This is a genomic window from Fibrobacter sp. (assembly GCF_017545445.1).
GTDB lineage: Bacteria > Fibrobacterota > Fibrobacteria > Fibrobacterales > Fibrobacteraceae > Fibrobacter.
Genome location: NZ_JAFWOM010000038.1, coordinates 31,051 through 43,104, shown reverse-complemented (window position 1 = coordinate 43,104; position 12,054 = coordinate 31,051). Strand labels below are relative to the sequence as shown.

Sequence of the window (12,054 nt, the reverse complement as noted above, 5' to 3'; positions counted from 1 at the left end):
ATCTATACAAAATTACAGTTCACCAATCGTCTCCGAAATGGGATAAGTACGTTTTCTATTGCCCGTCAGCATTTCGCCAAGGAGTCCCAGCGAGAAAAACTGGACGCTCATCACAAGCGAAAAGGCTCCAGCAAGCAAAAGCGGTCGAACGTGCATCGCTCCGGTCTGTATCCATTCATAGCCAAAGTAACCGCAAATGCCAAGGCCTAAAATGAGCAACAATAGCCCAAAAAGCCCAAAGAAATGCAGTGGCTTTGAAGAAAAACTACGCATGAACATCAACGAGACGAGATCGAGGAACCCGCTCACCAAGCGAGAAACGCCGTACTTCGAGACTCCGTGAACACGGGCACGATGCGCAACCGGCATTTCGGTAATGCGGAAGCCTTGCCACTTGGCCATCACCGGGATAAAGCGGTGGTAGTCGCCATAAAGCTGGATAAAACGAACGACAGAACAGCGGTATGCCTTGATGCCGCAGTTGAAATCGTGCAAGCGCTTACCACAAACGATAGAAACCGTCAAATTGAACAACTTGGACGGTAATGTCTTGTGCCACGGATCCAAGCGGCGGATTTTCCAGCCGGACACGAGATCATAACCGCTTTCAAGAATTTCGATCATCTTCGGGATTTCGAGCGGGTCATCCTGCAGGTCGCCATCGAGCGTCGCGACGAACTTGCCTCGGGCCTTGGAAAAACCAAGAGCGAGGGCAGCCGCCTTGCCGCAGTTGAACTGGAAACGGAAAGCGTTCACCGATGCGTCCGGACGGATATTGTATTCCTTGGCGAGGTTTTCGACAACCTCCCAAGTACTGTCGCGGCTGCCGTCATCAATGACGATGACCTCGAATTTCATACCCGTCGGTTCAATGGCCGCCCATATTTCCTTAAACAACTCAGGAAGGTTTTCACTTTCTTCCTTAACAGGGATCACCAAGCTCAAATCCATGACAAAACCTCGAAACTAGTTGGTCGCAGCCGGAGTGTCCGTTGCAGCCGGAGCACTCGGAGCCGGATCATCATCAACCTTAAGCGATTCATCGGAAATCGCTTCAATCTGCTGACGGCTCATCGCAAGGCGGCTCTGCCCCGGAGCATCGTAAGCCGGAATATTTTCGAGACCGCGCTTTACGACATCAAGAGCCTTAGCCTTCATGCCGGCAGAAGCATAGACATAAGAAGCAGCCCAGTAGTTACGCCATTCTCTCGGGAACTGCGTCATGCCGAGTTCCAGATATTTGGCAGCATCGTTTGCAATGCGTTCCACTTCGGCCCTCGCGGCCTTGGTAAACGGCTTCTTCGAGATGAGTCCAGCAATCTTTTCGCGGGCATCGAAAGAAATCTGCAAATAGAGCGAAACATAGCTGCTGAGCAAACGTTCCGTTTCGGAATTGATGTATGCCGTACCATCGCCGAGACCGCGGAACTTATACACAGAGTCGATAAGGGCAGCGGTCTTCTTTGCGTCAAAGGAATTCGGACGCGGAGTCAAATCGCCCTTCACGAGGTTATACACCATGCCTTCCTGAATCATGTACTTTTCGAGGCCCATGAAGTTCGAGGTGCCAACCGTTGTCGAAATTTCAATCGGACGGTCCATATTCTGCAAAGCAAGATCAATGACGAGCTTGTGCTGCGTGAGCATCATGCCGGAACGATACCTCTTGGCCCAATCCGTAAAGGCATCCCAAACCTGGTAGTTCACCTTGAACTGGAGAAGCTTTGCAGAATCGGCAGCGGAAAGGTGGCCAGCAGCTTCCATCTGGTCGATGCGTTCCTTCAGCTTCGGCTTAAGGGTTTCAGCCTTGCGGACCCAAGTAGAGACCTGATGGTTCGGATTGCTAGCACTGCTGTTATCGAGCACCATGTCGCTATCAATCGTTTCCTTGGTGTAAGAAAGCTTGAGAATCGGTTCGTTTACAAGCATCTGCTTGATGTACCAATCCGTATTGCCCAAGGAGAGGTTCACCACGCGAACGTCCTTGCGGACTCCGGCAACTTCCTGAGCGAACCACAACGGGAACGTGTCGTTATCGCCATTCGTGAAAAGAATTGCGTTCGGGCGGCAGCTGTTGAGGAGGTTGTAAGCATAATCCCACGGAACCCAGAGGCCGGAACGATCATGTTCCTTGTAGTTGGAAATGCAAGGAACGAGGAACGAGACTAGCACAAGAGCTGCGGCAATCGGAGTTGCAAAAGCCATTGTCGAAGCGCTAGTCGCTGCAAGCAATACGAGAATGCCAGCGCCGATACCGTAAATCAAGCTCATGAAAATGAACGCCGGCGTGTAGAAGTAGTCACGTTCACGGACTTCCATGTGAACAGCTTCCGGGAATGGAGCGCGCTGGCCAAAGCGAGCGAAGCTCTCTTCGATTTTCTGCCAGTTTTTCCATGCCGTGGTATTTTCGGCTTCAGTAATTTTCTTTTCAAAATCCGCAATTTTTGATTCTGATGCATTACGCATGCGGAGGCGTTCAATAGCCAACTTAGAATAGTCAATCGTCTGGCGAAGGTCAATAAGTTCGTTCGGATCCGGGAGCGAAGAAATGCCTGCACCAGCGGCGTTCAAGTCAGCCACATTGCGGGTCATGGCGCTTACCCAGTAATCGCGGTCGCGCTGTTCCATGCGAGAGCCATCCGCAAAATTGATGTAGAACAAGAGGCCGAGAGAGCAAAGGACATAAAGCGTCGAAATAAAAATACCGACATGTTTATTGCGCTTATAAACATAGACGCAAGTCGCAACAAGCAGGCCGTTAAAGAGCAAGAAGAAGAACAACTGCATCGGGATATTGTCGCCCATGAACGTCATCTGCGTCGGGAAAGTCATCCCCAAACGTTCCACAGGTTCATTCTCGGAAGCATCAAACGTATAAACGCCGTTAGCATAGTTCACCCCGCCCACCTTGGTCGGCAAATACTGAGCCATCTGGTAACCACCATAGCTCATGCTCGGGAAAGAGAGCACCTGATGAGCCAAGCGAGAACGACGGTAGAAGGCGCGAGAAATCATGCTTTCGGAGCCATACTGCTTACGTTCAATAAACGCGTTGAAAGCGTCCCAGTTCTTGGCGTTGAAGAGGTTACTGAGCTGGAGGTTGCCCTGTTCGTCGCGGATGTTGAGTTCCGGATCGTTTTCGTCAATCGTCGGGTTGAGTTCCGAACGGATAGGAATGTAAAGATGCGTGCTGTAGCCGACCAATGCAAAGAATGCGAAAGCGAGAGAAAGCTTAAAAGCCTTGTTCACGTTCGGATTGAACTTGGCAGAAATCGCCGGCACAAAGACGATAACAGAAAGAGCGATTAAGCAGAACAAAGAAATTTCGATAAACGCAGACACCATGTAGATAACAGAGCAGAGGAGCGTTCCCGTAATCCAGATGGGCAGGCGTTCCACAATCTTTTTCGGCTGAGCCACAAGAAGCAAAACAAACACAGCCGGAACCGTGAGCATCGTATAAAGGTGTGCGCCCACGCCGAGGAATGCGATATAGCAAATGAAAATGAGAATCTTGTCGCTACCTTCTTCGTCGCGTTTGTTGTACCACACGAGACCAAGGTAAGAGACGAGCATGAGGATGAGCATGGCAATGCCATAGACTTCAGCTTCAACCGCGTTGAACCAGAACGTATCGGAGAACGTGAGGAGGAAGCCAGCCACAAGAGCGGCAGTGCCGAGCACGAACGTGCGCATCTTTTCAGAAATCTTTTCGGCGAGGTTATCTGTCTTGAGGACTGTCGCCAAAAGTTCCCACGCAAAGAGGGCCGTCACATAGACGGTAGCCGCAGAACTCACCACGGAAATGTAGTTCACGCGTTTCGCGATTTCACCCACGAACGGCAAAAGGAGAATCACCGCACGGGCAAAGAACACGAAGAACGGCGTTCCAGGAGGGTGCGGAATGCCAAGCGTATTGGCGCAAGCGACGAACTCACCGCAGTCCCAGAACGAGACCGTCGGAGCCATCGTCATCATATAGACGATCAAGGCAATAAAGCCAGCAATGCCAGCAAAAATATGCTTATACCATTTTTCGTTAATCTTCATAGCGATTAAGCATCCTTCTTAGTAGTGTTTACAACCATTCCACGCTTCTGCATGAATCCTGCCAAAAGCCCATTCACAAAAGAGTTCGAAGAGTCCGTGCTGAACTTTGCCGCAATCTGGATTGCTTCAGAGACGACCACCTTGAACGGAACTTCGGTCACATACAAAAGTTCGACCATCGCAATGCGGATGATAATCCTGTCGAGAGTCGCCATGCGCTCAATCCCCCAATGGGCGGAGCATGCTTCGATTTCGGCATCGAGTTCCGACTTGTGGGCAAGCACCAAATCGACAAGCTTCATGCCGTACTTTTTCATATCGTCCTTAAGCGGCTGGGCTTCAAGAACGCCCGGGAGAGCTTCAGCTACCGTACCGCCAGAAATTTCCATCGCATAGAGCAACTGCATCGCAAAGACGCGAGCCGGTCTAAAACTAATCTGTGCCATAATTATTTCCCAATCTGCTTGTAAAGATTTACCATTTCAACGGCGGTTCTCGCCCAGTTGCAACCGAGGGTCCCAGCCTTGAGGCCAGCGCGGTTCATCGCCTGGTCAACCGTATCCGTCGTAAGAATTCCGAGAATCACGGGAATCTTGCCTTCGGCGGCGAGAGAGGCAATGCCCCCCGTCGAATTGTTCACGACCACATCGTAATGTCCCGTTTCGCCACGGATAACAGCTCCGAGAGCAATCACAGCATCGTACTTGCCAGAATCCACGAACCTGCGGCAAACGCCCGGCAATTCAAAAGCACCCGGCACATGAGCCACAGCGATATCGTCTGCGGCAACGCCAAGCGTTTCGAGTTCGCGGACGGCACCTTCGAGAAGGCGGTCCGTCACGACTTCGTTAAAACGAGCGACGGCAATCGCGACCTTCATGTTAGAACCATTGAGGGAATTTTTGAATTCTTTCATCTTATTTTCCTTCATCTAAAACTTCGGCGGCACCGTGATCGGCATTGTCGAGATGGAGCTCGTGGCCCATCTTTTCTTTCTTAGTGCGCAGGTAAAAACGGTTGATGTTGTTCGGCTTGACTTCGATGGGCACGCGTTCCACAATCTTGAGACCGTAAGCGGAAATGCCGGAAATCTTGCTCGGGTTGTTCGTGAGGAGTCGCATCTCCTTCACGCCGAGGTCTGCCAAAATTTGGGCACCCGTACCGTACTGGCGCAAGTCGGACTTGAACCCGAGGTGCAAATTCGCCTCGACCGTATCCAAGCCCTTTTCTTGCAATTCGTATGCACGAAGCTTGTTGCAAAGACCGATGCCACGGCCTTCCTGACCGCGCATGTAGAGGAACACACCGCCATGTTCACCGATGAACTTCATCGCAGCGGCAAGCTGGTCACCGCAATCGCAACGGAGGCTACCGAAAATATCGCCCGTGAGGCATTCGCTGTGAACGCGCACATAAACCGGCTTTGAAAAATCGGGATTACCCGCAACCCACGCCACATGCTCGACACCGTCGGTCTTGCTGCGGTAGGCATAAGCCGTAAAGTCGCCGTACTTGGTCGAAACGTGCGGAGCGGCCACGCGCTGCACCAGTTTTTCGTTTCTCAGGCGATAATCAATCAAGTCGCGAATCGAAATAATCTTGAGGTCGAACTTCTTCGCGACTTCCTGGAGTTGCGGCATACGGGCCATCGTGCCGTCTTCGTTCATGATTTCGATGAGAGCGGCTGCCGGGCGGAGTCCGGCAAGCTTTGCGAGATCGACAGCTGCCTCGGTGTGGCCTGCACGGCGCAAAACACCTTCTTCTTGAGCATAAAGCGGAGAAATGTGACCCGGACGGCCAAAGTCCGATGGCTTGGAATTCGGATCGGCAAGAGCCTGAATCGTTGCGGCACGGTCATGGGCAGAAACACCCGTGGTGCAGCCTTCGAGCTTATCGACCATGACGGTGAACGGCGTCCCGAGCATGGAGGTATTTTCGGCAGTCTGACGCGTGAGATTCAATTCGCGGCAGCGAGAAATCGGAAGCGGGCAGCAAAGCACGCCACGCCCCTCGTGGAGCATGAAGTTCACCTTTTCGGGAGTAATCTTTTCGGCGGCGATAATGAAATCGCCCTCATTTTCACGGTCTTCGTCATCAACCACGACCAAGAACTTGCCGTTCTTGAAATCCTCAATGGCCTCTTCAATCGTATTAAGCAAGGTCACGTTCCTTTAGATAGTTTTCAATATATTTGCCCAGCATATCGACTTCTACATTCACCACAGTGCCGGGCACCCAGTTCCTGAGATTCGTGCGAGCGAGCGTTTCGGGAATAATGCAAACGCGGATGTAATCCTCCCCTTTTTCGGCCACCGTAAGGCTAATGCCGTTCAAGGAGATGGATCCACGACGGATGACATAGCGGCGCAAGTCAGCTGGCAGAGCCAAATCGACTTCCACGCCCGTTTCACGCGGAGTAACACGCAAAACTTCGGTAGTGCAATCGACATGCCCCATGACAAAATGTCCGCCCATAAAGCTATCGGCACGGCAAGGATACTCGAGATTCACGAGATCCCCGACTTTTGCCTGCTTAAAAGACGTATTCACGACCGTCTGGTGCATAAGACAGAACGTCGCCTCGTCATCTGTGCAGCTTTCGACCGAGAGACACACACCGTTATTGGCGATGCTGTCGCCCAGTTTGCTGTTTTTGAAGAATCCCGGCGACTTCATGCGCATGGTAAGCGCGTCTCCCCTGTTTTCAAGGGAAACGATTTCGCCGGTTGCTTGAATTATACCCGTAAACATACGCGGCAAATATAGAAAAAGGCGAGCGCCGCGCCAACACAAGTATTGCGTTGGCATGGCCTAGCCGCACTATATGCACTCCAAAGGAGTGCCATATAGAATTTTAGATGAGAGACGACAAATGCGTAAGCTGAGAGTCGCGGCCAAATTCATTTGGACATGACCGAAGCGAGCATTTAGAACTTGAGCGAAGCGATAAATGCGTAAGGCGAATATTGCGGCAACTAATCACCCAAAGCGACCCATTAAAATTAGAAATTCTCTAAGCAACCGTAAATTTTTTGCTGAAAATGTAATTTTTTACATGTAAGGGGTTCTACAAAATCTGCTCGGCACCATTTTTAATTTATTTATATTGTTTTACAACAGAAAATTCAATAAAAAAAGTTTTTCTAACATCTGTCAATGTCAAATTTTTCATATTTTAGTATCGAAAAAATTGTTTACTACAATTTCAAAAAGGAGAATTCAATGAAAACACGTATTCCAGAAGCATTTATTTTGGCACTCGCCATCGTCGCCTTTGGCGTTCTCGTCAATCTCGGCATCGAAACCGGCATCGCAAAAGCGGGCGACCGCGGTAGAGTCGTGCATGTACGCGGTCTCGCCGAAATGGAAGTCCCAGCAGACAAGGTTTTCTGGAACATCAGCTACGGCCTTCTCGGGAACGACATGAAGGAGCTATTCAAAGACATCGCGAAGAACAACAACACCATCAAGCAGTTCCTTGTCGATAATGGTATCGGCGCCGACGAAATCACGTTCAATTTGCCAAGCTTAAACGATAACGAAGCAAACGTTTATACAAAAAACAACTCACGTTTCCGTTATTCCAGCCATTCCAACCTCACCATTGCTACAAATAAAGTCGATGCCGTTCGCAATTTGCAACAAAAGATGGTCAACTTGATCGATATGGGCATCGTCATCAACCACAACTACGCCTCATACGAATTTACCGGACTCAACAATATCAAGCCGCAAATGATTGAAAAAGCGACCATCAACGCACGTGCTGTTGCAGAAAAATTCGCAAAAGACTCCCAAAGCAAGCTCGGCAAAATCCGCACCGCATCGCAAGGTGTATTTTCCATTGATGACCGCGACGAAAACACGCCGTTCATCAAGAAGGTCCGCGTCGTAACGACCATCGACTTTTCTCTTGAAGACTAACGCTTTGGCAAAGAAGACTTTAAACATGAAAAAAGGAATGCGTCATCCTGACGACCAGAGGGAGGAAGGATCCAGTGATGTCTTGAATTGCGATAAAAAAAATGACTGGATTCTTCGCGTTGCTCAGAATGACGACTGACTTTTTTGCGTCATCCTGACGACCAGAGGGAGGAAGGATCCAGTCGCAGTTAGTGACTAGAGTTTTAAAAATCGCCTACTTCCATGCTACAAGGTGGCATATAGGTTTCAACAAGGGTATCGCCCTCGCAATGGTAGAAATACTCTGTACTGAGATTGTATATCGTCGCATTGTTCGGACATGTGTATTTGATCTTTTCATCCCTCATAACCGTAATTGTAGCCATCCCTTCTTTATAGCATTTATTGGCTGCGGAGAAATCGCCTAAATTCTGAGCAAGGGAATCGCCAAAAAAAATATCGCGGCTACCGCTACTCGGAACAACAGACGAAGACAAAGCAGTCTTTTCAGCGGAAGATTCTTCCGCATTTGCAGAACTGCCGTTATCATCGCTACAGCCGAGAAGCAATCCCGTTGCAACAAATAAAGCAAGTGCATTTTTCTTAAAGAAAATCATATTTTCTCCAAAAGGTTCTCCACTAAACTACAAAAAATAAAAACGAAAAATTATGTTCCTAGTCCTTCACGCAACGGACGCTATGATACCATAGACTTTTCTTTTCAATTTTCAACTCTGCATTATAGGAATTGTACTCAAAATACAAATAGTACGCAATCTGTTCACTATACTCCGTTGAACTCCAAAAATATGCGGCCACGCGATCACGTTTGGAATCGCCAGTAGATTCTCTATGTCCTGCGGGAATCACAGAAAAATCAAAATCATCCGTGCCATTACCATCATTCCGCCAGCCATCCTTAGATTTTAAAACTTTACCCACATAAAGCAAATTGTTTACAGAAGTCATAGCACTATCACCAGCAACACTAAAAGCCAAAATTTTAAAATCTTCCACTGAAGGCAAGTGCCATCCAGAAGGGCAAGCGTTCATCGCATCAGCCCACAAGTAATGTCTTCCGTACTTTGTACACAACTCTACAGAATCCTCATAACAATGACTGCTATCTGTTTTGTAATTTAAATTTTCAGCCATCCATCTTTGTGTGCCTATTTTTACAGTTCTGTAAGTTTGCCCATCGCGTTTATCCGTCAAAATTCCATTTTCATCCACGCCATCATCAATATTACATGGCAACATTTTTATTCCAACTATAGTTTTGCCATCGCATTTGTAAAATGTTCCATTCGCTTTATTGTACCAAGTCGATTTATTTGCAGTACAATTAGAGTCTTTTAAATCGGCAAATACAGCAATAGAAAGATCAGCCATACCTTCTTCGTAACATTTTCCATTCGCAGAACTATTTGATTTTATTGTCGAAGAAGATGAAATTGAGCCAGAATTCGAAGAAGCTCCATCATCCACTGCAGAACTAGAATTGTCATCACCGCAAGCGATAAGCATTGCCGCACAAAGAGCCGCCAAAATAGAGCGTTTCATAAATAATTCTCCAAGATTTTGTTCAGGAATATACAAAACAATCTACAAAACAACCAAAATAAAAGCAAGAACGAACGCCCCTTGACCAACGACTAAAAACTCACAACTAACGACTAATGACCATTGACAAATGACCAATATTTTACAGAAAGCAACAGCCTGTTTCTTGATTTTACGCTAGAGCGTTAATATATTTGACTCCGTAATCGAACAAAGGAGATTCTATGACGACTCAAGACATTTTAAAGAACATTCGCGAAAAGCACAACCTCACTCAAGAACAATTTGCAGAACGCGTGAACGTCACACGGCAAGCCGTCAGCCGTTGGGAAACAGGCGAAACACAGCCGAACACTGAAATGCTCAAAGTGCTTTCGAAGGAATTCAATGTTTCCATCAACACGCTGCTCGGCGCTCCGCGCCAGCTCTTTTGCCAATGCTGCGGCATGCCGCTCGGCGACGATGCGATGATCAGCCGCGAAATAGACGGCTCCTTCAACGAAGATTACTGCAAATGGTGCTATACCGACGGAAAATTCGTTTACACCAGCAAGGATACGCTCCTTGACTTTTTGCTTTCTCACATGCCAAATCCAGACAACACGCCCGATGCCGAACGCCGCAAATTCTTCGATTCGCACTTGTCGCAACTAAAGCACTGGAGATAATTTTTTTCATAGTCACTCATGCCAGTCCCCCCGAACAAAGGTCACTGAGCCTGCCGAAGTGCCGGGGCCGGTTGTTTTATGATAAAACTGATTCTTTTTCATCAAGCAATTTCGTTTCGAAATTGTTTTGTTATATTAAGAGCATAGAAAAAACAATTCAGCCCGTATAAAGCATTTTAAAAGGAACGTCTCCAATGAAAAAGCATCTATTGGCTTTAATCGTCTCATCTACAGTATTTTTAGCTTGTGGGGACAACTCCAGCACAGGTCCATCAGACGATGAGGAAATAAACATTTTCCAAGCATTTCCCGATCAAAAAACATTTGTCACAATCACAACCCATACTCAGAACACGTGTGTGGTAGATACAACCAATAAAACAGCCGAATGGCAAGAAATAACAAGTCGGCCAGATACAAATGCTTATGCCTACGAATTACACAACGACACTCTAGTGCTTTATCCAATTCTCACAAAGTATTTTAATTTTAAAAACGGCACATATACCTCTAGTTTTGCTGACAAAGAATGTGAAGGTCAAATGTATATTGGGCAAAAAACAGGTTCCTTATATGGGGAATGGAAAGCAATTCCCGGTTGTTACGACGCCACAAGAGGAGCTCTTATAGATGACGAAGATTTAGAATTTGACTGGCCTGAAATTTATTTATCTATAACAAAAAGTAGTTTCGTTACCGACACGACGTATTCTATAGCGACGTTCAAAAAACTTGCGATAACCGATGATTATTCTGAATCTCTTTTTAGATTTTATTTGTATGATTTTCTAACAAAACATCAAAGAGATCCGTTTTACCCACGAAGTCTTTTATATTCATACGATTGGTCTGACGGAACTATTCGTTATGGGGGTTACGGAAGTATTGACCCATATAACTATGGTGTAACCATAGTGAACCAAACAAAGAATTCAGAAACCTTTACCATCGGAGATAGAACATACAAGGTCAACGTGACGCAAAGGAAAGTCGAAGGAAACATTCGACAACAAAGACACGGATTCTACGCTTTTGAAAAAGAAAAGGGAGCCTTGAGCGTAGTTTCTGGAGGAGTCACCTGCTCTTTAACTTATGAATATAAAAGCAACATATCCAAAGATTTATGCATAGACGAAAACATCAACAATTTTGAAATAGAGCGCGGATTCACCATTCAAGGGGACAGGATTCTTTATGTTGAAGGCTACGAAACAGACAACGTCAAAGCATTTGAAAAATGCCTTAATAACATAAAACCGCAGATTTTAGATGATGAGGAATAATCTACGATTTAACAGAATTCAGCAAAAAGAACTCTCATTACGCCACTAATTTTCAAGCAAGCCATCTCATTTTGAGATGGTTTTGTTATATTAAGGGCATGGAATGGAACGAAAAACAACTTAATGAACCGCGTTTAATTGATATCCCTATCGCTCATGACCAGCGTGGCAATTTGAGCGTTGTCGAAGGCGGCGAACTTATCCCGTTTGATATCAAGCGTTTGTACTATCTGTACGACGTTCCCGGCGGAACCACTCGCGGGGGGCACGCCCACCGCAAGCTCCGTCAGCTGATTATCGCCGCAAGCGGCAGCTTTGACGTGATTCTGGACGATGGAAAAACGCGTTCCAAGTACTCCTTAAACCGTTCCTATCACGGACTTTACATTCCAACAATGCACTGGCGCGAAATCGAGAATTTCTCTTCGGGTGCAGTCTGCATGGTGCTCGCCTCCGAACATTACGACGAATCCGATTACATTTACGAGTATGAAGATTTTGTGAAAGAAGTAAATAGGGATTAGGTTTTAGGTTATAGGACTAAATTTGCGGATTTGCCGTATAAAAAAAGATAGTGCGTAACTTAT

12 protein-coding genes are annotated in these 12,054 nt (G+C 47.1%); 4 read left to right on the top strand and 8 right to left on the bottom strand.

The features are described from left to right. Positions 1–12 precede the first annotated feature (12 nt). The 6 genes from IKG78_RS04680 to IKG78_RS04655 are packed head-to-tail and all read right to left on the bottom strand — an operon-like array spanning position 13 to position 6,801. Positions 13–951 carry a glycosyltransferase family 2 protein gene (locus IKG78_RS04680; protein ID WP_290940068.1) on the bottom strand — a complete coding sequence of 313 codons (939 nt, stop codon included), beginning with the start codon at positions 949–951 and terminating at the stop codon, positions 13–15. A gap of 15 nt (positions 952–966) precedes the next feature. Next, entirely contained in the window at positions 967–4,050 is a 3,084-nt protein-coding gene (locus IKG78_RS04675) for a DUF2723 domain-containing protein (RefSeq protein WP_290940065.1), read from the bottom strand. A gap of 5 nt (positions 4,051–4,055) precedes the next feature. Next, positions 4,056–4,496, bottom strand: a complete 441-nt coding sequence (nusB, locus tag IKG78_RS04670) for a transcription antitermination factor NusB (RefSeq protein WP_290940062.1) — start codon at positions 4,494–4,496, stop codon at positions 4,056–4,058. Positions 4,497–4,498: 2 nt separating this feature from the next. Next, a complete protein-coding gene (gene ribH / locus IKG78_RS04665; protein WP_290940059.1) occupies positions 4,499–4,966 on the bottom strand; it encodes a 6,7-dimethyl-8-ribityllumazine synthase in 468 nt (155 codons plus the stop codon). Between the two features lies 1 nt (position 4,967). Beyond that, positions 4,968–6,215, bottom strand: a complete 1,248-nt coding sequence (locus IKG78_RS04660) for a bifunctional 3,4-dihydroxy-2-butanone-4-phosphate synthase/GTP cyclohydrolase II (protein WP_290940056.1) — start codon at positions 6,213–6,215, stop codon at positions 4,968–4,970. Beyond that, positions 6,202–6,801 (bottom strand): riboflavin synthase, encoded by a 600-nt coding sequence (locus tag IKG78_RS04655; protein WP_290940052.1) that lies wholly within the window; start codon positions 6,799–6,801, stop codon positions 6,202–6,204. Before IKG78_RS04655 ends, IKG78_RS04660 begins: the two co-directional genes overlap by 14 nt. Positions 6,802–7,272: 471 nt before the next feature. Between IKG78_RS04655 and IKG78_RS04650 the strand changes: the two genes are divergently transcribed. Beyond that, positions 7,273–7,974: an SIMPL domain-containing protein gene (locus tag IKG78_RS04650; protein ID WP_290940049.1), complete on the top strand. Its 702-nt coding sequence runs from the start codon at positions 7,273–7,275 to the stop codon at positions 7,972–7,974. 203 nt (positions 7,975–8,177) lie between these two features. On the opposite strand, the gene IKG78_RS04645 is transcribed toward IKG78_RS04650, so the two are convergent. Further along, a complete protein-coding gene (locus IKG78_RS04645; RefSeq protein ID WP_290940044.1) occupies positions 8,178–8,570 on the bottom strand; it encodes a hypothetical protein in 393 nt (130 codons plus the stop codon). A gap of 58 nt (positions 8,571–8,628) precedes the next feature. Beyond that, positions 8,629–9,516: a fibrobacter succinogenes major paralogous domain-containing protein gene (locus IKG78_RS04640; RefSeq protein WP_290940041.1), complete on the bottom strand. Its 888-nt coding sequence runs from the start codon at positions 9,514–9,516 to the stop codon at positions 8,629–8,631. A 224-nt stretch (positions 9,517–9,740) separates the two neighbouring features. Here IKG78_RS04640 and IKG78_RS04635 point away from each other — a divergent pair, with 224 nt between their 5' ends. From IKG78_RS04635 to IKG78_RS04625, 3 genes are all read left to right on the top strand, one after another. After that, entirely contained in the window at positions 9,741–10,184 is a 444-nt protein-coding gene (locus tag IKG78_RS04635) for a zinc ribbon domain-containing protein (RefSeq protein WP_290940038.1), read from the top strand. A gap of 194 nt (positions 10,185–10,378) precedes the next feature. Continuing rightward, positions 10,379–11,467 (top strand): hypothetical protein, encoded by a 1,089-nt coding sequence (locus tag IKG78_RS04630; RefSeq protein ID WP_290940033.1) that lies wholly within the window; start codon positions 10,379–10,381, stop codon positions 11,465–11,467. A 98-nt stretch (positions 11,468–11,565) separates the two neighbouring features. After that, positions 11,566–11,991 (top strand): FdtA/QdtA family cupin domain-containing protein, encoded by a 426-nt coding sequence (locus tag IKG78_RS04625; protein WP_290940029.1) that lies wholly within the window; start codon positions 11,566–11,568, stop codon positions 11,989–11,991. The last annotated feature ends 63 nt before the right edge of the window (positions 11,992–12,054 follow it).

Coding starts and splice junctions, on each gene's coding strand:
- IKG78_RS04625 (WP_290940029.1), top strand. CDS start 11,566: ATGGAATGGAACGAAAAACAACTTAATGAACCGCGTTTAATTGATATC.
- IKG78_RS04675 (WP_290940065.1), bottom strand. CDS start 4,050: ATGAAGATTAACGAAAAATGGTATAAGCATATTTTTGCTGGCATTGCT.
- IKG78_RS04680 (WP_290940068.1), bottom strand. CDS start 951: ATGGATTTGAGCTTGGTGATCCCTGTTAAGGAAGAAAGTGAAAACCTT.
- IKG78_RS04650 (WP_290940049.1), top strand. CDS start 7,273: ATGAAAACACGTATTCCAGAAGCATTTATTTTGGCACTCGCCATCGTC.
- IKG78_RS04645 (WP_290940044.1), bottom strand. CDS start 8,570: ATGATTTTCTTTAAGAAAAATGCACTTGCTTTATTTGTTGCAACGGGA.
- IKG78_RS04630 (WP_290940033.1), top strand. CDS start 10,379: ATGAAAAAGCATCTATTGGCTTTAATCGTCTCATCTACAGTATTTTTA.
- IKG78_RS04635 (WP_290940038.1), top strand. CDS start 9,741: ATGACGACTCAAGACATTTTAAAGAACATTCGCGAAAAGCACAACCTC.
- IKG78_RS04640 (WP_290940041.1), bottom strand. CDS start 9,516: ATGAAACGCTCTATTTTGGCGGCTCTTTGTGCGGCAATGCTTATCGCT.
- IKG78_RS04655 (WP_290940052.1), bottom strand. CDS start 6,801: ATGTTTACGGGTATAATTCAAGCAACCGGCGAAATCGTTTCCCTTGAA.
- nusB (WP_290940062.1), bottom strand. CDS start 4,496: ATGGCACAGATTAGTTTTAGACCGGCTCGCGTCTTTGCGATGCAGTTG.
- ribH (WP_290940059.1), bottom strand. CDS start 4,966: ATGAAAGAATTCAAAAATTCCCTCAATGGTTCTAACATGAAGGTCGCG.